Here is a 25,360-nt window from a genome sequence, read left to right as displayed (position 1 = left end):
TTTACAAAAGAAGCAGAAAGTGAGCGGTGAATAACATGGATGAACATATATATAGAAGAAACAGTTTCAAGCAAAGAGAAAAAATGAGGAAAAAGAGAAAGAGAAGAAAAATCTTTTTTTCAAGTGTAGGCGTTGTACTGGTACTTGGCGCAGGAGGCTTATTTCTAAAAAACACACTTCTGCCGATGATTTATAAAGTGGAGGATTCTTTTGAAAAGGCACCTGAACCAGAAGCGGAAAATCCAGGAGAAACCGCTAAAATCGAAGAACTCCCTGAAGTGAAGGAGTTCACGCCCAAAAGACCTGCTGAAAAAATCACACCAGAAAAAGCTGTACCTGAAGTCAAAGATCTGAAAAGACTCAAAGAAGGGTCCAACCATTCCTATGAGGCTTCCGCCTATGCTTATGACACAGCTGATGTGAAGGCCTGGATGAGAGGAAAGAAAGACTTCGAGGGCGAAGGGAAACTGGCGTTTCTCACCTTTGATGACGGCCCTCATAAAAACACAGAGAAGGTGCTGGATGTCCTGAAAAGACGTAATGTTCCTGGAACCTTTTTCCTCTTGGGGGATACGGTGGAGAAAAATGGAACGCCTGAGCTTATGGCAAGGTATATTCAGGAGGGGCACGGCATTGCGGTGCACAGCTACAGCCATGACTACGGATATCTTTATCCGGGAAGATCCGCAAGGGCGGACCGGATTGTAGAAGAGTATGAGAAAACAAGGTCTCAAATTCGCGGACTTCTTGGAGAGGGGTTTGACACCCATGTCTTCAGATTCCCAGGGGGATCCATGAGCTGGAAGAATATCGAAGAAGCACAAAGTGCACTTCTTTCTGAGGGGATTGTGGATATTGACTGGAACTCCATGTCTGGAGATGCAGAGCCTAAAAACAGAAGACCCGCCACTCCAGAGGCCATGGGACAATACGCCATGAAGACCTTCAAGGATAATGGAGACAGAAAGGTGGCAGTGATTCTCATGCATGATGTTCAAAACGCCACACCGGAGTATCTGGATCATCTCATCGATGAGTTTGAAGAGGCAGGATTCGCCTTCGGCATTCTGAAATAGTGAGAAAACAAGAGAAAGACTGGTGAGCCCTGAAGGGAATCCCCGGCATGGACCTGGAGAATTAAAAAAGAAAAATTTAGGAGAAATTTATAAATTTTGGGTTACTCTCCACTGGATGTCTTTTTCAAAACCCATTGCTATTTGAGGATTTTAGTGCTATAATACATCAGTGGTTTAGGATAGTACATAAATTTTAAAGAAGTTTCGATTATCAACACCTTGCAGCGCACAAACTGCGAGGTTTTTTTATGGAGTTAGCACAGAAAAAGAAAATCTAAAGGAAAAGAGGTATATATGGAAGAAATTAAATTTGTTCAGTTGGGATTAAGTGAAGCGGTGGAAAAAGGAATCGCAGCCATGGGTTACGAGGTGCCTTCTGACATCCAAAGAGAAGTTATTCCGATCATTTTGGAAGGCAAAGATGTCATTGGACAGGCCCAGACCGGAACCGGTAAGACTCTTGCGTTTTCAGCACCAATGCTTAGCATGATGGAAAAGAAAAACAGCGTCAGCGCCATCATTCTGGCACCGACCAGAGAACTGGCGATGCAGGTCAGCGAAGAAATCGAGAGAATTGCAAAATTCACTGGATTCAAGCATCTGGCAGTATATGGCGGTTCCAGCATCGACACTCAGATCAGAACCCTGAGAAGAGGCGTAGACATTGTTGTAGGAACTCCTGGTAGAGTCATTGACCTCATGGAACGTAAAGTACTGAAGCTTCAGGATGTGGATTTCCTCGTGCTGGATGAAGCAGATGAGATGCTCAACATGGGCTTTGTGGAAGACATTGAAAAAATCATGGCTGGAACCAGTGAGGATAAGCAGACCATGCTGTTCTCAGCAACCATGCCGGATGAATACAAGAGACTTTCCAAGAAGTACATGAGTGAAGACCGTGTGCACATCAAGATTGCGGTAAACTCCATGACCGTCTCCACCGTATCACAGTACTACTATGAAGTGCGTGAGCAGTACCGTCTGGAAACTCTATGCAGAATCATGGATACCGAAGATATGGAATCTGTACTTGTATTCTGCAGAACCAAGCGTGGTGTGGATGATCTTGTTACAAGTCTTGGCGAAAGAGGCTATAACGCAGCAGGTATGCATGGCGATATGACTCAGAACGTAAGAATTGCAACGCTTAAGAAGTTCAAAGAACGTAAGCTGAAGTTCCTGGTGGCAACAGATGTGGCTGCAAGAGGAATCGACATCGACAACCTGTCCCACGTAGTGAACTATGACCTGCCACAGGATATTGAATCCTATGTGCATAGAATCGGAAGAACTGGACGTGCCAAGAGAGAAGGAATTGCCTACTCTTTAGTCAGCGGAAGAGAAATCGGATTCCTGAGACAGATTGAAAAGGTCACAAAGAGCAAGATCGTGAAGCGTGATATTCCAACCGTAGAAGACATCTTCAAGGCAAAGAATGACCGTTTCAAGGATAAGGTTGTGGTAGAGTTATCACAAAAGGGCTACGAGAGATTCTATCCCATCATCGAAGAGCTGAAAGAGACCTTCAATGTGGAAGACATCGCAGCGGCTCTCATGCATTCCCTCTATAAGGATGAGCTGAGCTTTGACTATAAAGTGAATGTGCTGGAAGCGCCAAAGAAGTACGTAAGACTCTTTGTCACCGTAGGATCCATGGATAAGCTCACACCAAAGAAGCTCATTGACTTCATTACTTACAATACAAAGTTAAAGCCAGACAGCATTGGCACCGTCGACATCATGACAAAGTTCAGCTTTGTGGACGTACTGCAGGGTGCAGAACGTGAAATCGTCGAAAATCTCAATGGCAAGAAACTTTCAGGCAGAAAAGCGAAGTTTGAAGTAGCTGCTCAGAAGAGAAGAAGATAAGTTTTTAAGAAAGGATCTCAAATCCACGATGGGTTTTAGGTTCTTTCTTTTTTTGCTCATTTTTTACTTTTGTCTGAAATCCAGGTGAAAAATGAAACACTGACAGAAATTATATTATAATGGAAGCATAGTACTGTTCATGAGGGGCTTTCAATCCCTCACTGAATCTGTACTAAAAGAGATATATTGAAATATCATCTGAAAAAATAGAATTTGAAAGCTTTTGAATGAAAGTAACACCGTTGGTAGAACTGAAAAGAGGAAGATGTGGGATCCAAGATCATGGGGGGAGATGCGTTTTTGAAAAAAAAGTTAGCCATTCTGTTTTTCGGGCTTTTTATTACGCTTGTGGCAATAGAAGTCTACTACAAGTTCGATGGAACCTTGGGGTTTCTATTGGTTCTTTTTGCCACATGGTCGCTCCTGGCTGCCATATTTTTGGGCGGATATCTGAAAGAGGCGGTAGAGGTCATTCTTGATTTTTTCCTTGGCTGATTCCATAGGAGGAAGAAAGCTGCTGTCAAAGGATTGGAGAGAATAAAGAAGCAGATGGATATTGTTAAGAATGAACAGCGGAGAGTATAAAGGAGGATATGGGCAGATGAATCGGAAACAGGTGCTGGACTATATCAGGGAAGAATATGGAATCCTTCCGGACTATCCATTTCTCAAAAGTCCTGAGCATGCGGTGTTTCGGCATAAACGGAGCAGAAAGTGGTTTGGGCTTCTTATGAAAGTGCCAGGGTGTAAGCTTGGTCTATCTCAAGATTTTCCTGTGGATGTCCTAAATGTGAAGTGCGATCCTGAACTTATTCCTGTGCTGAGAAGCCAGCCAGGGATCTTTTCTGCATATCACATGAATAAGAACCACTGGATCTCCATTCTCTTGGATGGTACTGCAGCGGCGGAGGATGTGAAGCAGCTTCTTCATACAAGTTTTTATCTCACGAAAGAGACATAAAATCCACAGAAATACATCCCTTTCATCCACCGGTTTTTGAATAGATAAAGCTAAGAAATCACAATCTGTCATGCGTCCATGATGAACTGTTCCAAAGGAAAAAACGTAAAACCTACAGTCTAGTAGAGTGATACCTGAAAACAATTGGTTAATTATGCTAATTATTAATGAAATATTTACCTAAAGTAAATTGACTTTGTTCATCAATGGTTACACAATGTACGTATAGGGTTCAAATACTAGATGGGAAGACTGTCTAGTTTTATTTGCACTTTGAAGTAAAGGTTTACAAAAAGTCCAAGGAGGGTAACATGAAAAAAGTAATCAACAATCCAAACAATGTCGTCGACGAACTGCTGATGGGTATGGTGTACGCACATCCAGACCATGTGAAAAAACTGGATGGGTTTGAAGTCCTTGTGAGAAAGAATTCCCCAGTGGAAGGAAAAGTAGCCCTTGTAAGTGGTGGAGGATCTGGACATGAGCCATCTCATGGCGGATTCGTAGGTAAAGGAATGCTGGACGGCGCTGTAGCCGGAGCGGTTTTCACTTCCCCAACTCCAGACCAGGTATTTGAAGCTGTGAAAGCTGTCACAGGCCCTAAGGGATGTCTTCTCGTTGTGAAGAACTACACCGGAGATATCATGAACTTTGAAATGGCAAAAGAAATGGCAGAAGCAGAAGATCTGAAAGTAGACTATGTAGTGGTCAATGATGATGTAGCTGTAGAAGACTCCACCTGGACCACAGGAAGAAGAGGAATTGCAGGTACCGTTCTTGTTCATAAGATTGCAGGTGCAAAGGCTGAAACCGGCGCTGAGCTTCCTGAAGTAAAAGCTGTGGCTGAAAAAGTCATCAAGAATGTAAGATCCATGGGTCTTGCACTGTCTCCATGTATTGTTCCAGCTGCTGGAAAACCAAACTTCACTTTAGGTGAGGATGAAATGGAAGTGGGTATGGGTATCCACGGCGAACCAGGAACCCATAAAGAGAGCCTGAAGACTGCAGACGAAATGGTAGACCATCTGGTAGGAAAGATTCTGGAAGACATCGACTATGCCGGCAGTGAAGTGGTTGTTCTTGTGAACGGCCTTGCTTCCACACCGCTCATGGAGCTCTATATCGTCAACAAGAGAGTTCATGAGATCTTATCAGAAAAAGGAATCAAAGTATACAAGTCCATGGTGGGAGAATATATGACATCTCTTGAAATGGCCGGATTCTCTGTGACTCTTCTCAAACTGGATGATGAACTGAAGGAACTCTTTGATGCTCCAGCAGATACACCAGCTCTGAAGTCTCTATAATTTACTGCAAGGAGGACACGTATTATGGCAAATGCACAAAAGGTAAAGGAAGTCATCCTGGCCGTGGGTCAGGTGATTGAAGAAAAGAAACTGTTTCTGACACAGCTGGATGCCGCCATCGGCGATGGAGACCATGGCCTCAATATGGCGAAGGGATTTGGTGCGGCAAAGGAGAAGCTGGAAGCTTCTGAGATGGCTACACCATCAGATGTGATGAAGGCAGCGGGCATGGCCCTGATCTCCAAGGTGGGCGGTGCTGCAGGTCCTCTCTATGGAACTGCATTTATGAATGCGGGCAAAGCCGTTGCCGGCAAGGAAGACATCACTCTGGAAGATTTTCAGGCGATGCTGGAAGCAGGTCTTGATGGCGTAAAGGCCAGAGGAAAAGCGACTGTGGGAGAGAAAACCATGGTGGATGCTCTGGAACCAGCGCTGGAAGCTTTGAAGGCAGCCATTTCAAACGGTTCCTCCACAAGAGAAGCACTCGATGCGGCTGTAGAGGCAGCGGGTAAAGGTGTGGAATACACCAAGACCATCATTGCGACCAAAGGAAGGGCTTCCTATCTGGGAGAGCGTTCCATCGGTCATGAGGATCCCGGCGCCATGTCCTCTTATGTGATCCTGCAGACCATCGCGGATCAGTTTTAGATAAAAATGAAATCATAGAGCATCTTTCTAATAGTGTAGAAAGATGCTCTATTTGCATGCGTTTATATACGAAATCAAACCACTTATATGGTGATTATTATATAAAGGTGAATATAGTAAATGTTACAAATACTCCGTATAATAAACATATAAGAAAATCCAATAAGAGGGAAACAGGTGAGAAGTATGAATAGTGAAAATGAAATCAAAGAATCGGATATTGTGAATATGCTTGAGGACACCACTGCGTTCATCCTGAAGGAAAAATTGGAGTTGTTTCAATCTGCCGCAAGTGCTTCTGTTTCAGCCAATCATTTGACCAATGGTGTTGAGTTCTGGAAATGGATGGGAAGAAATTATCCAACCAAATTTGGTACGGCAGAACTTATACAGAAAACAATGCAAGAGAATCCAGCATGGGCAAGGCTTCAGATTCAGGGCAAAGGTTTAGAATGGGATTTTATGACAAAAAAGAGAGGAGAACTTGAAAATATCCATTATAAGTTTGTTGCTGGAGACTCACCTACACAACCGGGGACAGACGTGGACAAAATAGGTTTGTTCACCCGAAGGGTGAAAGAAAGGTTTCAGATGAAAGCGTATACAGGCGCTGGAAACCCAGACCTTAGTAATACGCCAAAAACTGCAAAAGTGATCGTTCCTAAAGAAAAAATATCATATGTAAAACGGCAAGGCCATAATCCGGAGGGGTTTTCAACTAAAAAAGGAATAATAAAAAAGACCGACCAAAGAGTGAAGGCTGCACAATCTGGTGCTGAGATCCACACCTACAATGTATCGAACGTCAGTGCTGCCATGGCAAAAGCAGGTGCCATGGGATGTGTTGTGGGCGTTACAACTGAATCCGTCTTTTCATACAAACGATGGAAAATGGGGGAGCTCAGTGATAAGCAATACTTTACTGAAGTCTTAAAGGCGGGTGGAGATGCCGGTTTGACGGCAACAGCATCTTCCGGGATCATGATTCCAGTTTCCGCAGCCATCACTGCAGCTGGAGGCACGGCTCTTGTAACTATACCCGTCGGTATAGTCGTAGGGGGCTTGGTCAACAAGGTCGTTGCACCAATATTTGCCAGAGGAGACTATAAAAAAATATTAAGTAAATCAAAATACTATCAGAATCTGGAAGGTTTTTACAGTGATATGACCGCATCTATGAAAAGCAGCGCCGAATTCTACGAAGAGTTTATATTTTCTATGAAAAATCAACAGAGAGAGAATAATAAGCTGAAGAAAGAAAGTGATATGCTGGATATTCAGTTAAGTAATTTGTACGATTCAATCTAGGGGGATCATGATGAAGAAAACAATATTTGATACATTAGACACCATCAATAAAGTTGCTAGAACGACCAGTGAGGTTTCAAATGCCATCAGCAGTACAGCGAATGCCATCAATACCATATCTGGCACGATAAATAACGTGAAAAAGAACGGAGAAACAAGTATCGTCTCTCAAGTGGTAGAGACCATTCAAAGTATCGTACCACAACCTGACGTGGATTATCTTGCTTTTCAGAGTAAGCCAAAGATCAATAACATCATAGCCGGGATGACGAGTCTTATTGCAGACAACAATACAAAGGTCAAATCCATTGAGTCTCAAGTCTGGTATCAGAGAATGATCAAGACCGTCCTGGGTTCCAATAAAGCGACACTGAATGAAATCAGACAAAATCATGACAATCTAAATGCGTACATGGCAGATGCAATTTCAGCTCTGTATCAACGCAATGCCATCGATCAAAGAATTATCATGAGTTTGGGGAACCAAATCAATGAGCTCTACAGAGAAAATAATAAGATGAAGCAGATGATTGGGGCATTTGCGGCGAAGCTCAATGAAAAGATAGAGAGCATTGACAATTTTCATTTGCTGAATGCAGAAATTCAACAAGGAATGTATTCAGAGCTATCCAGTATAGAAGCGGTGCTGCTTATTGTTTCCCAACTGGATAAACGAACATTGAATGACCCAAGAAAACTTATGATCATACAGCGCAGCATGGTTGATGCTGGAATTGTAAATGACCAGAAGCAAAGCCTGGTTGAAATTTTGGGAGATATACAGTTCATCGAGGAAGAGAACTCCGGAATTATTTATATGGATCAGTTAGCAACCAAGGGTAATTATGTATCAGATATTGTTACGAGCGCGTTCAGTACAAGTGGGCTCATGCTTGTAGACGGCGGTGAAGAGGTTCAATACGGTGACCTAATCTATGAACTTATTGAAGAACAAAGCATTGATAAAAACACACTAATTTCGACGAAGGATCTTCTTCAAGATTTGATTGAAGGTAAAATTAATGTGATGGAAGGGAAAGCACCCATTTCATCAATACAGTATGGACCGTTACTCCAATTTGCTGAAAATGCATTTATAGAATATAGAATGGAGGAAGCATATAATACGTTTAAAAGTTTAGCTCAGCATAGTATAAGCCGGGCAACTTATTTTTTAGGGAAATTCTATAACTATTCTTATGGTGGTTTCAGCGTAAGTGAAGAAGAGTACAATCAGCATGTAAAATTAGGTAGTTATGCAAATGAAATACTCGGTTCAATTTTTTATGGATTTACCATTCAGGATGAGAAGGGAAAGATGGAGTATTTCGAGTCTAAATTCTCAGAGCTCGAAGAGGCAGCTGAAGAAGGGGATGTTTTTGCTCAACACGAACTGGCGTTGATATCCGAAATTTTATATGGTGAAGAGACATTGGAGGAACAGATTTACTGGTTGATCGAAGCATCGAAGAATGGAAATTTTGAATCCATGCGTGAGCTTGGAGAGTTATTTGTCAATAGAATGGGGGCGAAGGAAGACCAGGATAGAGCAGTAGAGTTATTTTCACAAGGAGCCCAGATTGGGGACCCGATATGTCAGCTGAGATTAGGATATATCTATTTAGAAGGAGAACTACTTGAGAAGGATGAGGCGAAAGCGCTGTACTGGTTCAGACTCAGTGCTGAACAAGAGAATCCTGATGGGCAGGTCATGCTGGCTGAATGCCATAGACTAGGATTTGGTGTAACACCAAATAGCAGTGAAGCGTTTACGTGGTATTTAAAGGCTGCTGAGAATGGTAATAGCTATGCACAAATCAGGGTAGCGTATAGCTATGAAAAAGGAAATGGAACGAAAATGAGTTATGCGGAAGCTTGTAAGTGGTATGAGAAAGCCGCAGATCAAAATGAAATCGACGCACTGTTATGGCTTGGTGATAATCATAGTACGGGTCTGTTCAAGGATAATAAAAAAGCACTTGTGCACTATAAAAAAGCGGCAGAGCTGGAGAACACGTATGCAATGTATAAAGTTGGCGAAATGTATATGTTAGGAAAAGGTGCAAAACTTGATTGCTTTGAGGCTGCAAAATGGTTTACAAAAGGTTCAGATCTGAATGATGATTACTGTCAATCATGGTTAGCAGAGTGTTATTACTCAGGAAATGGAGTGCAAAAAAATATGGAAATGTCTAAAAAATATTATATGATGTCAGCAGAACAAGGTAATGAGTTTGCAATGAAGATGTTAAAGAAAAGATTCGGAGCAACAGTCAAATAATTCTTCTGGTCTGGTATCGCTGAAAAAGGTAGAAGATGGTGAACGATAGAGGTTTACAATCTTCTACCTTTTATTTTTTCCGGTTACTGTGATACCCAGAACACCGAGAAGAATCAGAAGGCTGCCGATGATCTCATAAAAAAACAGCGTCTCTTTCAAGAGCACTACGCCGGCAAAAATGGACACAAAGGTGCCCAGATGATGGAAGACACTCATGGTGGAGGCCTCTATCCTTGTGAGGGAAAAGTTCGTCAGCATGGAGGAAAAGAGCGTGGAGGGAATCCCAAGAAAGAGAATGGGAAAAAGGTAGCGAACACTGCCAAAAGCCATCTTGTAGGAGTCCAAAGATCCTCTTAGCCCCAGTTGGAAAATCAGCGCCGCATTGAAAAAAATAAAACCCGCAAAGACAGCCATGACCGTGATTTTCAGGTGTCCAAGGCTTCTTGCATATTTTCTCACAAGAATGAAATTTGCAGCTGAAGAAAAACTGGAGAAAAGAAGAAAGGCGTATCCCAGGACGCTGGAGCCTTGAAAGCTGACGCCCTTATGTATGGAAATATAGAGGATTCCAGAGAGGGAGAGGAGAAGAAAGAAGATTTTCTTCTGATCCACCTTTTCTTTCAGGATGAGGGCAGCCAGAATCATGGTGAAAAACGGTGTGGTTGCCTGGATGATGGATGCCAAGGAACTCTGCACACTGGTGAGGCCTATAATCTGAAGCAAGAAAAAAAGGATGGGATAGAAAATGGAGAAAGGAAGAAACTTCAGGAAATCCTCCCGGGTGATTTTCATGGGCAGCACCTTTAAAAGAAGAAGCACAGCGGAAAAAACCGCTGCTGCGGTAAACCTGTGGGCCAGAACTTCCAAAGGGGAAGCGAAGGAAAGGGCGATTTTGCTGAAATAGAAAGAAAAACCTACGATGAGGGACATACTGACCGCTGCCAGATACCCCGCTTTTTTATTTTGCATCTGATCGTATCCTCCGATAATCTAAGAATCATCTATATTATAGGTTACTTTCAGGAGAAACTGTGAACTTTTTAGCGGGACTTCATGAAGAAACTGTCAAGTTGGAGAAAGTTCAGCCGAAATTCCAGAAAACTATGTTAAAATAGTAGAAAAGTTCTGGAGGGAAATGAAGATGATCATCAATTGTATGCCAAGATCGGTCCTGTTCCAAGAAGAAGCGGATCTTCTCCGGGAACTCTCTTCTGAGGAGATTGTAGACCTTGAAAAGATGTCAGACGCGGAAAATTTTTATGAGAAGGTGGAAGCTGTGATTCCTCCTTTCAGGTATAAAGCGGAAGATCTGATGCCCATGAAAAACCTCAAATGGGTGCAGTCCTTCTCCGCTGGGGTCAACACCCATCCTCTTTCTTATCTGAAGGAGAATAAAATCGTCTTAACCAATACCCGTGGGGTTCACGCGCCACAGATGACAGACCACATCATGGGAATGATCCTGGCGTTTTCCAGGGACTTTCTGCCCGCCATAAGGCATCAGAAAGAAAAGCCCTGGTCTCATGAGTACCGGCTCACAGAGCTTCGGGGAAAGGAGCTTCTTATTGTAGGGGCTGGAAGCATCGGACAGCTTCTGGCGAAGAAAGCAAAAGCTTTTGATATGACTGTGGTGGGACTGAAAAGAACACCAGAGAAGCTATCCGATTTTGATCAGGTGCTGCCATTAAAACAGATGCTGCCAGCCATGGAGACTGCTGATTATATTGTCATCCTGGCACCACTCACCAAAGACACCAGAGGTATGGTAGGAGAAGAAGCATTCCAGAGAATGAAAAAGGAAGCAGTGCTCATAAACCTTGGAAGAGGTCCACTGGTGGAGGAAGAAGCGCTTATTAAGGCCTTAAGAGAAGGGAAGATCCGTGGAGCGGGTCTTGATGTATTCCACAAAGAGCCGCTGCCGGAAGAGAGCCCTCTGTGGGAACTTGAAAATGTGCTGCTTACACCGCATCTTGGAGGGTTCAGTGACGGAACCAACAGAAGGGCTGTGGAACTCATGGCAGAAAATATCAAGCGTTTCAGACGGGGAGAGAAGCTTCAGAATGAAGTGGATCTTAGTTTAGGCTATTAATCTCTGGAAAAAGAAAAGAAGGAGCATCCATAATCATGGACTCCTTCTTTTTCTGCAAATATTCAGCGTCTCGGTTATTCCACAACCACAGCGGTGCCTGAAGCGGTGACCATGAGCATTCCGTTGGACTGACCTAAGGTCTCATAATCGATCTTCACACCCACTACGGCGTTGGCGCCCAGGCTGTAGGCTCTTTCTTCCAGCTCTCTTAACGCATTGATTCTGGCATCAATGAGTTCGCTTTCATAGGTTTTGCTTCTTCCGCCAAAGAGGTCGGAAAGACCAGCGGTGAAGTCCTTGATGAAATTGACACCGGAGATGACTTCGCCAAAAACAATTCCTTTATAAGCAATGATTCTCTTTCCATCGACTGCGTTGGTTGTTGTAATAATCATATTTTTTTCCTCCATCTTTTTATATTGATATCATTATAGACCTGTTTTTGGACCTTGAGCGTCTTTTAATATATTTTTAACGAAAAAGGGCGTTTTTCTTCTGGGGTGAAGACCTTTACCCCTTGAGCCACATGGTTTTTTATAAAATAAACTATTGCAGGGGAAGATTTTGTGCTATAATTTAACACTGTATTCCAATAATGATTTTAAGTAAGAGGTGTAGATAGATATGAGTATAGCAGGAGAAGGTTGTGAGATTCTCGTCCCTTTCAGTGAGCGGAAGACGCTGCAGGAGATTGAGAGAAGCCTCACCACCACCTATAAGAAAAATGTATGGGGAAAGTTCATCAAAGCCATCAATGACTACAATCTGGTGGAAGAGGGAGACAAGGTGGCCGTGGCCATCTCTGGTGGAAAGGACAGCCTCATTTTAGCGAAGCTTTTCCAGGAACTGAAAAAGCACAAGAAGGTGGACTTTGAAGTGGAGTTCATCGCCATGGACCCAGGATACCACAAGGAAATCCGAAAACTTCTCGAGGAAAACTGTAAATTCCTGGAGATTCCCGTGAAAATCTATGAATCCGGCATTTTTAACGTCATAGACAAGATAGCAAAGGATTATCCTTGCTACATGTGTGCCCGAATGAGAAGAGGATCCCTTTATGAGTATGCCCAGAGTCTTGGCTGCAACAAGCTGGCCCTTGGCCATCACTTTAATGATGTCATTGAGACCGTGATGCTGAACGTCATCTATGGTGGAACATTCAAGTCCATGCTGCCAAAGCTGAAAGCGCAGAACTTCGAAAACATGGAGATCATCCGTCCCATGTATCTCATTGAAGAGGACAACATCAAAAACTGGATTCAGAGTGCCGGTATCTGGCCTCTCAACTGTGCCTGCATGGTGGCTGCGAAGAAGATCGGCAACAAGCGCTATGAGATCCGGGAACTCATCAAGAATCTCAAAGCACAGAATAAAGATGTGGACAAATGTATCTTCAGATCCCAGGAAAACATCCAGATGGATTCTGTCGTGGGCTGGAGAGACAAAAAAGGTGACAAGCACTCCTACCTGGAGTACTACGATGATGACGCCATGATGTTTGACGACCCCAATGACTTCTAGAACAGTGGAGCTGGAACTCTTTCTATGATAAAATCAGAGAAAGAAGAAAAGGAAACAGAGAAGGAGAGAACGGACTATGAAAATGGCATTTGTTTGTAATGGGAGCAGTGCAAGAGCACAGATGGCGGCAGCCATCGGAAGAGAGTTCTTCAAAGACGCAGAGATTTCTGCTGTGGGAAGCCTGGAAGGGGAAAGCTTAGACCCTATGGTCACAAAGGTGCTTTCTGAAGATGGCATCTCCACAGAAAACCTGACAATGAAAACACTGTTTGATATGGACTTTGATCTGGATTACGCGCTCATCGTGGGCTGCGATGAAGGCGGATGCCCTCTGGTCTTTGCTGACAAGGTCATTGAATGGGACTTTATCACAAACCTGAAGGATCAGGGAGAAGAAGCCTATGTGGAAGCCAAGAACCAGCTGAAGGAAGAGATCAAGAAGTTCTATATGGAGACCTTCACTTCCTAATTGAAAAAAAGATTCCGTACAGTAAAAGAAGGTGCATCCCTAACGCTTGGGATGCACCTTTTTCAATTCTTGCGGTATCAGAGTTTTGAAAGGCTATTCAAAGCCATTCATCATGGTGTCAGGATCTGCACTGAGTCTCTTGTTCTGATTCATGCCGTCGATCTCTGCCATATCTTCCTCAGAGAGTTCAAAATCAAAGATGCTGATGTTTTCTTTGATTCTGGATGGAGTGACGGATTTTGGAATGGCCAGAACTCCATTCTGGAAATGCCATCTCAAGATAATCTGAGCTGGGGACTTTCCGTACTTTTCAGATAGAGCAACAAGTACAGGTGCTGCCAGATCTTCTTTTCCCTGCATAAGAGGTCCCCAGGCTTCCACCTGAATGCCTCTGTCTCTGCAGTAGTCTCTGATGGCCTTCTGGTTCATGAGAGGATGCAGTTCAATCTGATTCATGGCTGGAATGATCTTGGTTTCTGCCAGAAGTTTTTCCAGATGATGGATGTGGAAGTTGCAAACGCCGATGGCTCGGACCTTTTTCTCCTGAAGAAGCTTCTCCAGGGCTCTATAGGACTCCACATATTTATCTTTTCCTGGCCAGTGCACAAGATAAAGATCCACATAGTCTGTGCCGAGCTTCTCCAGGCTCAGTTCAAATGCTTTGAATGCATTTTCATACCCCTGGTCGGAGTTCCAGAGCTTTGTGGTGAGAAAAATTTCTTCTCTTGGAATGCCGCTGTCTTTTAATGCTCTACCAACACCTTCTTCATTGCCGTAGATGGCAGCGGTGTCGATGAGACGGTAACCTGCTTTTAATGCTTCGAGTACAGAAGTGTAAACTTCGTCCCCTTCTTTTACTTTAAAAACACCATAGCCGACACTTGGGATCTCAATTCCGTTATTCAGTTTCCATAGTGGAATATTTGACATAAAATAGCCTCCTTACCTTTGTTTGTTCGATACTTCTATTATACCCAAATAGAAAAGAGATAGATGAAAATATTGTAAATCTTCCGAGGGACCAGAACAGTTTTTCCCTGAAAAGAACGGACTTCTCTGTGTTATAATCAGATTGATGAAGACATTTACAGTTTAAAGGAGAGAAATGAAATGAATGGAGCCCTCATAGCCCATGACAACATGAAAGACGATATGGTGCTTTTTGCCCAGAAGCACCGGGAGATTCTAAGCCAGTTTACGTTGTACGCCACAGGAACCACTGGGAAAAGACTCATCGATGAAACAGGTCTTCCGGTACACAGGCTGCAGTCCGGTCCCATTGGCGGAGACCAGCAGATTGGAGCGCTCATTGCAGCGGGACAGATTCATTTTGTCATCTTCCTGAGAGACCCACTGACCGCACAGCCTCATGAACCGGATGTACAGGCTTTGCTCCGACTTTGTGATGTGCACAAAATCCCCTTTGCTACCAATATCACTACAGCAGAAATCATGATTTCCTACCTGAACCGGCTCGTTGGAGACCATAATCTGAAATAAGAAGTCTTCTTATAAAAGGACAACCTCCCCCCTCTTTTTAGTGAGTCTGGCTCATGAAAAGAGGGGGTCTTTGTTTGTGAAAAAAACAAAACAAAAGCTAAAATTATGTAAACTCATGAAAATTTAAGGTTCAGTGAAGTGTTCCTAAAGTATAATGAATTACAAACATATTTAAAGTGAAAACCATTAAATATAGACAAATTAATAATAAAATATGAACAAAAGATCAAAAATGACAAATTCAGGAGGTTGACATAAAGGAGGGAAAAACAATGAAGGTAGCAATCATCGGATCAGGAAACTCTGGACTTGCCATGGCAGCCCATATGAGTTTTACGGGGAATAAGGTGTATCTATGGAACCGGAGTGGAGAGAATCTGGAGGAGCTTATACAGGAAAAAACAGTGGAAGCGGTTGGAGCTCTGGTGGGTACGTTTCCTCTTGAAATGGTCACCACGGACATGGGCGAAGTCATCCGGGAAGCCAAAGCTGTTTTTGTCACAACGCCCGCCACGTCACACCATGATCTGGCGAGGCTCATGGCGCCTCATCTTCGGGACGGTCATATTGTGGTGCTGAATCCCGGAAGAACCTTTGGTGCAGTGGATTTTAAAGATGAGCTTCTAAAGCACGGGAATTTCCACAAAGTGGATATTCTGGAGACCCAGACCATTATCTATACCTGCAGAAAACTCTCGCTAAGAAAAGTCAATATCATCGCTCTGAAGAGGGATGTGCTTATATCCACCTTTGCGGGGATTGACCTATCGGAGATCCTCAGAAGACTTCCGGATGAGCTGAATAAATTCTATGTTCCAGCAGAAAGTATGGTGGAGACTTCTATCGGCAATGTGGGGATGATTTTTCACTGCGCGCCCATGCTTCTTAATACGGGCTGGGTGGAGTCTGGCCATAAGTTCCGATATTACCGGGAAGGGATTTCTAGAACTGTGGCAGATTTTATTGAAAACATTGACAAGGAACGTCTGGAAGTGGCAAAGCTTCTGCAGCATCCTGTGATTTCTGCCAAAGAATGGCTGGCTCATTCTTATGGTCTGGAGTGCGGCAGTCTTTATGAGTGTATTCAGAACAACCCTTCCTATGGCGAGATTTTTGCTCCTGCAAATCTAACCTACCGCTACATTTATGAGGATATTCCCTTTGGGCTGGTGCCTCTGGAGAGTATGGGAAAAGATTTGGGACTTTCTATGCGCTATACTAGCCTTGTCATTGATTTGGCTAATGCGCTTTTGGGAGAGAATTTCAGAGAAACCGGCAGAACTGCAGAAAAACTTCATTTTGACTATAAGGACCTTATGAGAGGCGTCAGAGTGGAGGACATCGAAGAAGAGAACAAAAAAGGAGAGGATGATATTTGAAGAACAAGATGATTGTGGCCTCCATCGGCAATTGTGTCCATGCGGCAGGCATCTATAATTTCAGTGTATTGGCAAGAAAAGAAGGCTATCAGGTGGAATATATGGGTTCAGCAGTGCCCATCAAGGAGCTGGTGGGTGGCATCATCGAGTTCAAACCCCACGTGGTGGCTTTAAGCTACCGTCTGTCTGAAGAGGGCGCTTTTTATCTTCTGAAGGAGCTGGAAGGGATCATCAGTGAGCAGGGCTTTGAAGATATGATCTTCATCTTCGGAGGTACTGTGGAGACGGCCAAGGCGGCAAGAAAATTTCCCTACATCCGAAAGGTCTTTGACGGCAGTGAGGATATCTCAGAAAGTGTCATCTATCTTCGGAATATGGAGAAGGAGCATGCAGAGGAAGAGATTCCGCCCCAGACCCTGGGAGAGCGTATAGCCTGGAAGAAACCTTTCCCCATCATCCGGCATCACATCGGTCTGGAAACCTTGGAGGATACTTATGAGCATATTAAGATCCTTGCCGAAAGCAAGCTTCTGGATGTGATTTCGCTGGCACCGGACCAGAATGCCCAGGAGCATTATTTCCAGCAGGACCAGATGCCAAAAGGAGAAGATGGTGCAGGAGGTGTGCCCATCAGAAATGAGGAGCACTTAAGATGGATGTATGAAGCCACGAGGCGTGGTAACTTTCCGATGATGCGCTGCTACTCTGGCACAAGGGATCTCTATCCTTTCTCGAAGATACTGAAGGATACTGTAAACAATGCCTGGGCGGCCATTCCGCTCACCTGGTACAGTCAGCTGGACAGGCGCTCTGACAGGGAGCTTCTTCGGGCCATCCGTGAAAATATGGAAGCCATTGCCTACAATGCAGAGCTGGGCGTCCCTGTGGAAATGAATGAATCCCATCAGTGGGCATTAAGATACTGCTCTGATGTCATTGAAGTGGCCATCAGCGTCATCACCGCCAAGGTGGCGAAGCACCTGGGGGTGAAGGAGATGGTGATGCAGTACATGCTGGCGAATCCTCCTTCTATTTCTCCCCTCATGGACCTGGCGAAGATGCAGGCAAAGATTGATCTCATGGCAGAGGAAGAGGACGAGAACTTCAAAATCTACCGCATGGTAAGAACTGGACTTCTTGCCTATCCTGCGGATATGGACCAGGCCAAGGGCCTTATATCCTCCACCATGTTCTATGGCACCTTCCTAAAACCAGATATTGTCCATGTGGTGTCTTACTCCGAAGCGGTGAAAAGAGCCACCAGTGTGGAAATCCTGGAGAGTATACGTATGGTGAAAAAATCCATGGAAATCGCGGACAAAGGTCTTCTGGAGAACATCCATGAAGACAAAAGGTTTAAAAACCGTCTGGAGTTTTTGAAAAAAGAAGTACGGTATCTTCTTGGAGAAATCAGCAAGCTGAAGGATGTGGAAGATCCCCTTGTGGATCCTGAAGTGATATATCTGGCCATCAGAGAAGGACTTCTCGATGCCCCTGGTCTCAAAGGGTTCAGTGTGGCCAAAGGAAATTTCAGGACCGAAATCCATGAAGGATATCATGTGACGGTGGATGATGACGGGAAAATCCTGGAGGAGGAAGAGAGGATCCGAAGGGTCCGGGAGATGAACGGGAAAGTGTAATGTTCGTGAAGTGAAGAAACAAAAAAACCTTCCTCCCCTGGTGGGAAGAAGGTTTTTTAACAGGGTGAAGGAATAAAATTCCTTGAAATATCAGGCATATGGAGTTTCATCCTTTGGCATGATGATGGCGCAGATGATATAGATTATAATTGATGGCCCAGGGAGAAGGGAAAACAGGAGAAATCCGACTCTCAGCAGGGTGGCATCAATGCTGAAGTACTCGGCAAAACCACCAAGAACTCCGAAGAGCCAACGGTTCTGGGAGGATTTGGTCAGGGGTTTTTTCTGGTTCATATAAGATCACCTCTCTTTGCTGTTGCACTCATCATACGAAAAATAAATTAAAACCAGATAAAAATGAACGTGAAATTTTTCATAAATACATTTGTTTATAAGGTAAAATCAAAAAATCTGTTGTATACTATGTAACATAGGATATTTTACCATATCCGACGATAGAGAAGAAAAGGAGTATCTCCCATGAAAAAAGAATTTTCACTCAGCAGCGGCAAAGCTATGATCAACTTTTCAGCCAAGTACTGTGATACCATTGAAAAGATCCTGGAATCTGATTCCTTCCGAAGGGTATCTGAAACATACCTGGAGTCTATTGCCAGAAGAAATACGAAAAATTACAAGCAGCTCGTCTCTCTTTATAAAGAAGCAACCATAAGGGATCTGACGGATAAGTTTGTGGAAGTGATGAAGCTTCTTACTATTTTCAAATCAGAGGAAATCATGAAGCTTAGGGGAGATTATACACCGCTTCTTCAGGACGGGGACTGGTTTGTATCCCTCATAGAAGATTTTTATGCCTACTGGAGAAGAATGGAGCGCTACTCCGTCATCCAGAACAGAAGAAATACAGAAGGTCTCGCTCAAACCAGCTTCATAGAAGCCAATAATAAATTCACCAATCTTATATTAGAACTTTACAGAAAAGTGGAGAAGAATGTTCTTGGCATTGAACCGAATGTGTACCGCCAGGTGCCAGCAGGTGTTAATGCCGGTGTGATATTGCAAGAAACACTCTGGCCTATCCCAAAGGGATATGAGATCCTCAGTGATATTCCGTTTATCAGCGCCATTGTCATGGATTCTCCCTTTATCTCCTATCCGAAGAAGAATACGAGAAGCGGCTACTTCAAGGAATCTTTTGTGAATCCTATAGAGGACTGCTACCTCAATAAGGACCATTTCTTCTGCTATCCAGCTAAAATCGGCAAACTGGTGGCCTTCCTCTATTTCCACAGAGATCTCATGGCCCATGGCATCTCCTTGTCCAATCTCTTTGAGATGGCAAGAGAAGAGGAGTATATGGGCAGAAAGCCTGATATTGTCTATGTTTTTGGTGGAAGAAACACCGATGAATCCATGGGAAATGTCTTCTATGATGACCATAAAAATGGCATCATGACAGGATTTGTTCCTTACAGTGATGAAATAGACTACTTTGGCTATATGAAGAAAATGAGTCTTACCCTGCATAACCTTCTTATGATCAAGCGAGGCAATCTGCCCATCCATGGGGCCATGGTGAACATCAACATGAAAAATGGAAAGTCTGCCAACGTGGTGATCCTCGGCGATTCCGGCGCAGGAAAATCAGAATCCTTAGAAGCGCTCCGAAGCCTTTCAGAGGACCACATCAGCGACATGACCATTGTCTTTGATGATATGGGTATTTTTGCCCATGAAGATGGCACCATCATGGGGTATGGCACTGAAATCGGCGCCTTCGTGAGATTGGATGATTTGGATCAGGGCTACGCCTTCAAGGAAATCGACCGATCCATCTTCATGAATCCGGATAAAACCAATGCAAGACTTGTGATGCCTGTAGCCACCTACAAGGAAATCATCAAAGGATATAATGTGGATCTTTTCCTGTATGCCAACAACTATAAAGTGCTGGAAGAAGGAGAGCCGGGCATTGTATTTTTTAAAGACCAGGAGGAGGCCAAAGAGGTCTTCCGCTCCGGAAAGAGAATGGCCAAGGGCACCACACAGGAAAACGGCCTTGTGGAATCCTACTTCGCCAATCCTTTTGGCCCTTACCAGAAGCAGGAAGAAACAGACAAGCTTCTTGATTTCTACTTTGACAAGCTCTTCGCCTACAACATCAAAGTGGGAGAAATCTATACACAGCTGGGGGTGCCCGGCAAAGAAAAGAGCGGCCCCAGAGATGCGGCCATGGAGCTCTTTAAAGAGATCACCAGTTTATAACCATCTGACCATAAAAAGAACCGGAGACCCATTTGAGGTCTCCGGTTTCGCTTTTTAATTTTCAGTTTCTTTTTTCAGCAGTTCATCCGGGTTGTGCTTTTTGACTTCTTCTTCATCGTACCCTGGAAGATCTTTGGCATTTTTCACTTCTTCTGTGATAGGGTCCACATACTCTTTTTCGAATTCACTGATGACCAGGTTCTTTTCTTTCAGCTCCAGCTCATCATACTTATTGAGATTTTCTGCTTCAAAATGAGAAGAGGCTTCCTCATATTTCAGCTCATCGTGTTTCTTCTTTTCATCCATGGTCAGCACTTCCTTTCTCTGTGTAATCTATTGTAGTTCCATCATACTATGACATCCGTTCTTTTTCTATATAAGAAGGAAAGGTTCAGGAAATGTTTTCTATTTGTTTAGCGTTCCTGTGAAAATAGCGCGGAGGAAAAGATAAGATCCGGAAGAAGTTTTCAAAATCTTTGTAACAAGAGGAAAAAACAGGATATAATGAAGAAAAGACTGAAAAATCAGGAGGAGATCTTATGGATTCAGTAAGAATTTCAGATACCATGAATATGGACCGGATCATTCACGGCCACTGGCGGCTGATGGACTGGAAAATGACGCCGGAGGAGCTGCTTTCCTTTACGAAAGAAGTGCTGGAGCTTGGTGTGAGCACCATTGACACTGCAGATATCTATGGAGGATTTTCCTGCGAGGAAGCCTTTGGAGATGCATTGAAGCTGGATCGGAGTCTTCGGGAAAAGCTGACCCTTGTGACCAAATGCGGCATTGTGTTTCCTTGTGAGAACCGTCCGCAGTATAAGAGTCATCACTATGACCAGTCCAGAAAACATATCATCCAGTCTGCGGAAAGATCCCTGAAGAATATGGGAACAGACCATCTGGATCTTCTTCTCATCCACAGGCCTTCACCGTTTATGGATCCTGCTGAGGTGGCAGAAGCTTTCAGAGAGCTCTATGAGTCCGGGAAAGTGAGAAACTTTGGCGTATCCAATTTTAAACCTTCTCAGTTTGAACTTCTGAGCTCTTATGTGCCATTTCCTCTGGTGACCAATCAGGTGGAAATCTCGCCACTTCATCTGCAGGTTTTTGAAGATGGCACCATGGACAGCCTCATGACAAGAGGGCTTTATCCTATGGCCTGGTCCCCTCTTGCAGGGGGAGATCTTTTCACAGGGGATTCTGAGAGAATCAGAAATGTGAAAAACACGCTGCTCTCCATTGGTGAGAAATACGGGGAAGAGAGGCTGGACACTTTGGCCTATGCCTTCCTTCTAAGCCATCCGGCGAAGATCCTTCCCATCGTGGGTTCAGGTAAACTGGACCGCATCAAAAATGCTGTGGATGCACTGAAGATAAAGTTCACCGCAGAAGACTGGCTCTCTGTATACAAAGCATCCATCGGCAAGAATTTGCCATAATAGAGCGGGAGGTGTCCTATGACGAACGGAAAAAACAAAGATGATAAAGAAAAAGTAACCTTAGGTCAGGAGAAATTTGAAGCGCCTCTTCCCTTGAGTAAAGAGGAAGACCAGGTGGATCTGAAACTGGCCAAGGATCTTCAAGAAGAGAAGAAAAAGAATGTGGTGGAGCCGGATCAGGTTCTGGTGAAGAAAGAGGAAAAATCCATGGCTTTCAAGAAACCGAAAAAGAGCCAGATGTATGCTCTTCTGGCCGCTTTGGTGCTGATTCTTGTGCTGCTCTCTGAAACCATCAGAAGATCCATGTTCCGCGCAGAGGATTCCCTGATTTTCGTGCCCAAAGGGGGCGTACTCATCCCCCCTGTAGGGACAGCCATGATTGCGGCAGCACTGATACTCTTTTCCATTGCCAGCATATCTCTATTCAATAAGCGTGGAAGGCTCACACGGCAGCAGAAGGGGATTGCCCTTCTTGTCAGCATCCTCATCGCCTTCATCGGCTTTACCAGCTATTTCCGCTATGTGGATTTCACAGAGACGAAGCTCATCGACAGAAGCATATTTGCCAACAGAGAGTCCACATACCTCGATGTGACTGAAGTTCATGCCTCCACCAAGCAGGACGGCGAAAATAATGTTCTGTACTATCATTACAAGCTTCTCAGCGGACGGGACTATGAGCTGAAGGTGACAGGAAAGAACAAAGATGAGGTGAAGCTCATCGATACAAAGATCAAGAACACAGCCAAGCGTTCCATCGACAATTATGCCATTCAGGAAATGGAAAGACTGGAGATGTATTCAAAGGATGAAGCCCTGAAACTCTTTATCCTGGAATAAAGAAAACGAAAAGCCTAAGCATCAAAAAATAGTGATGCTTAGGCTTTTATTTTCGTGCTGCTACTGGTCGCTGTTCTCTTCAAGTAGTCTTAGAGAGAGCTCCTGGAACTTTTCATCAGGACTGGAGTTGAGAACCAGAAGAGCTCCCTTCTCTTTTTTGTTTGTGAGAAGGTTCTTCTTTGCGAGCACCTCTTTCAGATGCCTTGCGGTGCCTTCACTGCCATCCACAATGAGCACATCCTCTCCATAGATCCTTCTTAACGAAGGCTTGATGAAGGGATAGTGGGTGCAGCCAAGGACCACAGCGCTCATTTCCTTCTCCACGCTTTTCAGCGCTTCTTTGAGGTAAAGGTAGCTTTTTTCCTGATAGTCCCCACCTTCTTCGATGATTTCCACAAGGCCCGGCAGGGGAAGGGTTTCCACGCTGCGGCTTTCTTTATATCGGTCCAAAAGGTTTTTAAATTTCTTTTCCTCCAGAGTTCTTTTCGTGGCAAGGACCAGAATATTCCCTTTTTCTGTATGGTCCACCGCAACCTTCAGGGCTGGTTCAATGCCGATGACAGGAAGATCTGGATAGATAGATCTAAGATCCTCGATGGCTGCGCTGGTTGCAGTATTGCAGGCCACGACTAGGGCTTTGATGGAATAGTCCATGAGTTTTTCCACCACTTGAAAAGAGAGTCTTTTGATGGTATCCAGATCTTTATCCCCGTAAGGAGCGTGGATGGAGTCTCCAAAATAGACAAAATCTTCCTGTGGTAATAGGGCCATGGCTTTTTTCAGAACACTGATGCCGCCGACGCCAGAATCAAAAAAACCAATGGGTGCTGTACTTGCCATAAAAGCGCCTCCTGCGTAGTATGTATTCGTTACGAGTACTAGATTCATTCTAGCAAAAGAGAGGCTCTTTTACAATTTATGGGCAAATGATTTTCACATGGGTCCGCTTTCCGATGGAAAGGGTGAAGCTTCCTTCCAGGGGAAAATCCTCTTCTTTCGATATTTTTTCTCCGTTGACCGCAAGTCCTTTTTGCGTCAGCAGTCTTTTGAAGGCATTCTGGCTTTCCACATAGCCGCTTTCTCTCAGTAGAACTGCCAAAGGAATACTGGTAGATTTCCAGTGAAGCTCCGGCAGATTCTCCGGAATCTCTTCCTTGGTGAACACCGTGGTGAAATAAGCTTCCGCCTCCTTGGCGGCTTCTTCCCCATGGTAGAGTCCTGTGAGGAGTCTTGCAAGCTGAAGCTTCACATTTTTGGGGTTCTCCTCTTTCAGGGTGTTCTCTTTGTTTAGGATCTCCTCGGGTGTCAGATCTGTCACTAAGGTGAAGTATTTCAGGATGAGGCTGTCTGGAAGCGTCATGATTTTCTGAAACATCACCTGAGGTTCCTCGTCAATGCCCACATAGTTTCCAAGGCTTTTACTCATCTTCTCCACACCATCAAGTCCCTCCAAGAGAGGCATCATCAGCACCGTCTGAGGTGACTGTCCTCTGGACTTCTGAAGGGTACGTCCCATGAGAAGATTGAAGGTCTGGTCGGTGCCCCCAAGCTCCACATCCGCTTCGATCATGAGGGAGTCGTATCCTTGAAGAAGGGGATAGACAAATTCATTGAGGCCAATGGGAAAACCCGATTCAAATCTTTTTTTGAAATCCTCCCGCTCCATCATTCTCGCCACGGTGGTGGTTTTCATGAGAAGAAGGGTTTCTTGAAGATCCATCTTCTCCAGCCAGGTGCTGTTGAAGTGGACCACAGTTTTTTCTGGATCGAGGATTTTAAAAATCTGATCCGTGTAGGTTTTGGCGTTTTCCAGAACCTTTTCTTTGGAGAGCTCCACCCGGGACTTTGATTTTCCCGTGGGATCACCGATTCTTCCTGTAAAATCTCCAATGATGATATGCACCTCATGACCCAGATCCTGAAATGCTTTCAGTTTACGGAGAACCACCGTATGTCCCAGATGAATGTCCGGTGCGCTGGGGTCCAGCCCCAGTTTCACCTTCAGTTTCCTGCCATGCTTCAGTTTTTCCTTCAGTTCTTCCATGCCGATGACTTCCTCTGCCCCTTTTTCAATGAGTGCAAGAATCGAGTCCAGTTGTTCCAAGTTTTTCATACGATTATTCTCCTAACTTCTTTTCTCCGTGCTCCGTAACCTTCTGTTCTTTTCCATACTTCCATACTGCCTGTGCTTCTGTGCTGCTTTTTGCCTCCATACTTCTATGCTGCTGGCTTTTTTATTTCGGCCAAAAATAAAAAATCTCCATCCCTTCAGATTCTCTCTGAAAGGATGAAGACGCAAGCTCCATGGTACCACCTTAATTTATCTCTCATGTCGCCATGAGAAAACTTATCGGGTACATTCATACCCTAGCACGTTAACGGGTGCAGTCTTCCGAGGCAGCCTACTCTTTAAGTATTTCGGTGCCTGGCTCAGGGACGTATTCATAGAAGCTGACCTATTTCCTCACACCACACCGGAAACTCTCTTTAAGTGCCATACTTTTACTACTCTTTCCCATCAAAGCCTTTGCTGTTTGATTTATGTTTGATTCTAATTCTTTTAGATCCCGATGTCAAGGCACAATTTTTTATTTTCCTCAAAAAAAAACCCCCTAATGGGGTTATAAGATGATAAAAAGGGAAAAGAACGATTGACATTCTCTTCAGCTGGGCAGTCCCATGGGAAGATGTTTCTGCCGGATAGTGATGATGACACTACGAACCTTTGTTCTGTTTAAAGTATAATACAAACAGGTGTTCACGTCAAGAGGGAAGAATATTTTTCTTTTCTTTGGAACTCTTGG

General features: G+C 44.1%; 24 protein-coding genes and 1 other annotated feature. Of the genes, 17 read left to right on the top strand and 7 right to left on the bottom strand.

Translation table 11 applies throughout. The annotated features are described in order from the left end of the window. Positions 1-83: 83 nt before the first annotated feature. From T487_RS0105760 to T487_RS0105725, 8 genes are all read left to right on the top strand, one after another. A complete protein-coding gene (locus tag T487_RS0105760; RefSeq protein WP_207638296.1) occupies positions 84-1,076 on the top strand; it encodes a polysaccharide deacetylase family protein in 993 nt (330 codons plus the stop codon). Positions 1,077-1,370: 294 nt separating this feature from the next. Continuing rightward, the gene (locus T487_RS0105755) at positions 1,371-2,945 is read left to right on the top strand and encodes a DEAD/DEAH box helicase (RefSeq protein ID WP_031575177.1); all 1,575 of its coding nucleotides are present in this window, start codon (positions 1,371-1,373) and stop codon (positions 2,943-2,945) included. 300 nt (positions 2,946-3,245) lie between these two features. Then, a complete protein-coding gene (locus tag T487_RS0105750; protein ID WP_143004610.1) occupies positions 3,246-3,440 on the top strand; it encodes a hypothetical protein in 195 nt (64 codons plus the stop codon). A gap of 106 nt (positions 3,441-3,546) precedes the next feature. After that, positions 3,547-3,906: an MmcQ/YjbR family DNA-binding protein gene (locus T487_RS0105745; protein ID WP_031575174.1), complete on the top strand. Its 360-nt coding sequence runs from the start codon at positions 3,547-3,549 to the stop codon at positions 3,904-3,906. 311 nt (positions 3,907-4,217) lie between these two features. Beyond that, positions 4,218-5,213, top strand: a complete 996-nt coding sequence (gene dhaK, locus T487_RS0105740) for a dihydroxyacetone kinase subunit DhaK (RefSeq protein ID WP_031575172.1) — start codon at positions 4,218-4,220, stop codon at positions 5,211-5,213. 24 nt (positions 5,214-5,237) lie between these two features. Then, positions 5,238-5,861 (top strand): dihydroxyacetone kinase subunit DhaL, encoded by a 624-nt coding sequence (gene dhaL, locus T487_RS0105735; protein ID WP_031575170.1) that lies wholly within the window; start codon positions 5,238-5,240, stop codon positions 5,859-5,861. Between the two features lie 186 nt (positions 5,862-6,047). Continuing rightward, the gene (locus T487_RS0105730) at positions 6,048-7,169 is read left to right on the top strand and encodes a hypothetical protein (RefSeq protein ID WP_031575169.1); all 1,122 of its coding nucleotides are present in this window, start codon (positions 6,048-6,050) and stop codon (positions 7,167-7,169) included. A gap of 7 nt (positions 7,170-7,176) precedes the next feature. Next, positions 7,177-9,450 (top strand): tetratricopeptide repeat protein, encoded by a 2,274-nt coding sequence (locus tag T487_RS0105725; RefSeq protein WP_081827560.1) that lies wholly within the window; start codon positions 7,177-7,179, stop codon positions 9,448-9,450. A gap of 63 nt (positions 9,451-9,513) precedes the next feature. Here T487_RS0105725 and T487_RS0105720 read toward each other — a convergent pair whose 3' ends face one another. After that, positions 9,514-10,419, bottom strand: a complete 906-nt coding sequence (locus T487_RS0105720; protein ID WP_031575160.1) for a DMT family transporter — start codon at positions 10,417-10,419, stop codon at positions 9,514-9,516. 172 nt (positions 10,420-10,591) lie between these two features. On the opposite strand from T487_RS0105720, the gene T487_RS0105715 reads away from it, so the two are divergent. Further along, positions 10,592-11,539 (top strand): D-2-hydroxyacid dehydrogenase, encoded by a 948-nt coding sequence (locus T487_RS0105715; RefSeq protein WP_051651541.1) that lies wholly within the window; start codon positions 10,592-10,594, stop codon positions 11,537-11,539. 74 nt (positions 11,540-11,613) lie between these two features. Here the strand turns inward: T487_RS0105715 and T487_RS0105710 are convergent, their stop codons facing one another. Next, positions 11,614-11,934 (bottom strand): putative heavy metal-binding protein, encoded by a 321-nt coding sequence (locus T487_RS0105710; RefSeq protein WP_031575158.1) that lies wholly within the window; start codon positions 11,932-11,934, stop codon positions 11,614-11,616. Between the two features lie 229 nt (positions 11,935-12,163). On the opposite strand from T487_RS0105710, the gene T487_RS0105705 reads away from it, so the two are divergent. Continuing rightward, positions 12,164-13,060 carry a tRNA 2-thiocytidine biosynthesis TtcA family protein gene (locus T487_RS0105705; protein ID WP_031575157.1) on the top strand — a complete coding sequence of 299 codons (897 nt, stop codon included), beginning with the start codon at positions 12,164-12,166 and terminating at the stop codon, positions 13,058-13,060. 76 nt (positions 13,061-13,136) lie between these two features. Beyond that, complete coding sequence (locus tag T487_RS0105700) at positions 13,137-13,529, top strand: arsenate-mycothiol transferase ArsC (RefSeq protein ID WP_031575150.1); 393 nt, start codon at positions 13,137-13,139, stop codon at positions 13,527-13,529. 93 nt (positions 13,530-13,622) lie between these two features. Here T487_RS0105700 and T487_RS0105695 read toward each other — a convergent pair whose 3' ends face one another. Next, a complete protein-coding gene (locus tag T487_RS0105695) occupies positions 13,623-14,459 on the bottom strand; it encodes an aldo/keto reductase (protein ID WP_031575147.1) in 837 nt (278 codons plus the stop codon). Between the two features lie 180 nt (positions 14,460-14,639). Here T487_RS0105695 and mgsA point away from each other — a divergent pair, with 180 nt between their 5' ends. The 3 genes from mgsA (at position 14,640) to T487_RS0105680 (ending at position 18,048) form a co-directional block, all read left to right on the top strand. Then, positions 14,640-15,029 carry a methylglyoxal synthase gene (mgsA, locus tag T487_RS0105690; RefSeq protein ID WP_031575144.1) on the top strand — a complete coding sequence of 130 codons (390 nt, stop codon included), beginning with the start codon at positions 14,640-14,642 and terminating at the stop codon, positions 15,027-15,029. A gap of 272 nt (positions 15,030-15,301) precedes the next feature. Next, a complete protein-coding gene (locus T487_RS0105685; RefSeq protein ID WP_031575141.1) occupies positions 15,302-16,408 on the top strand; it encodes an NAD/NADP-dependent octopine/nopaline dehydrogenase family protein in 1,107 nt (368 codons plus the stop codon). Further along, positions 16,405-18,048 (top strand): cobalamin-dependent protein, encoded by a 1,644-nt coding sequence (locus tag T487_RS0105680; protein WP_207638295.1) that lies wholly within the window; start codon positions 16,405-16,407, stop codon positions 18,046-18,048. The genes T487_RS0105685 and T487_RS0105680 overlap by 4 nt, the downstream gene beginning before the upstream one ends. A gap of 90 nt (positions 18,049-18,138) precedes the next feature. Here T487_RS0105680 and T487_RS0105675 read toward each other — a convergent pair whose 3' ends face one another. Continuing rightward, positions 18,139-18,342, bottom strand: a complete 204-nt coding sequence (locus T487_RS0105675; RefSeq protein ID WP_031575136.1) for a PspC domain-containing protein — start codon at positions 18,340-18,342, stop codon at positions 18,139-18,141. A gap of 186 nt (positions 18,343-18,528) precedes the next feature. Between T487_RS0105675 and T487_RS0105670 the strand changes: the two genes are divergently transcribed. Next, the gene (locus T487_RS0105670) at positions 18,529-20,274 is read left to right on the top strand and encodes a phosphoenolpyruvate carboxykinase (ATP) (RefSeq protein WP_031575134.1); all 1,746 of its coding nucleotides are present in this window, start codon (positions 18,529-18,531) and stop codon (positions 20,272-20,274) included. A 54-nt stretch (positions 20,275-20,328) separates the two neighbouring features. Here T487_RS0105670 and T487_RS0105665 read toward each other — a convergent pair whose 3' ends face one another. Further along, complete coding sequence (locus tag T487_RS0105665) at positions 20,329-20,580, bottom strand: hypothetical protein (protein ID WP_031575131.1); 252 nt, start codon at positions 20,578-20,580, stop codon at positions 20,329-20,331. A 233-nt stretch (positions 20,581-20,813) separates the two neighbouring features. Here T487_RS0105665 and T487_RS0105660 point away from each other — a divergent pair, with 233 nt between their 5' ends. Then, positions 20,814-21,716 (top strand): aldo/keto reductase, encoded by a 903-nt coding sequence (locus tag T487_RS0105660; RefSeq protein WP_031575128.1) that lies wholly within the window; start codon positions 20,814-20,816, stop codon positions 21,714-21,716. A gap of 18 nt (positions 21,717-21,734) precedes the next feature. Next, positions 21,735-22,556: a hypothetical protein gene (locus tag T487_RS0105655; RefSeq protein WP_031575125.1), complete on the top strand. Its 822-nt coding sequence runs from the start codon at positions 21,735-21,737 to the stop codon at positions 22,554-22,556. A 60-nt stretch (positions 22,557-22,616) separates the two neighbouring features. On the opposite strand, the gene murI is transcribed toward T487_RS0105655, so the two are convergent. Both murI and tyrS read right to left on the bottom strand, forming a co-directional pair. Continuing rightward, positions 22,617-23,396: a glutamate racemase gene (murI, locus tag T487_RS0105650; RefSeq protein WP_031575122.1), complete on the bottom strand. Its 780-nt coding sequence runs from the start codon at positions 23,394-23,396 to the stop codon at positions 22,617-22,619. 76 nt (positions 23,397-23,472) lie between these two features. Next, on the bottom strand, positions 23,473-24,669 hold the full coding sequence (gene tyrS / locus T487_RS0105645; protein ID WP_031575120.1) for a tyrosine--tRNA ligase: 1,197 nt from the start codon (positions 24,667-24,669) through the stop codon (positions 23,473-23,475). Between the two features lie 167 nt (positions 24,670-24,836). Further along, positions 24,837-25,087 (bottom strand) — a binding site (T-box leader). Positions 25,088-25,360: the final 273 nt, after the last annotated feature.

It is taken from the genome of Proteiniclasticum ruminis DSM 24773 (genome assembly GCF_000701905.1).
Classification (GTDB): Bacteria; Bacillota; Clostridia; order Clostridiales; family Clostridiaceae; genus Proteiniclasticum; species Proteiniclasticum ruminis.
This window is presented reverse-complemented; position numbering and strand designations above follow the sequence as displayed.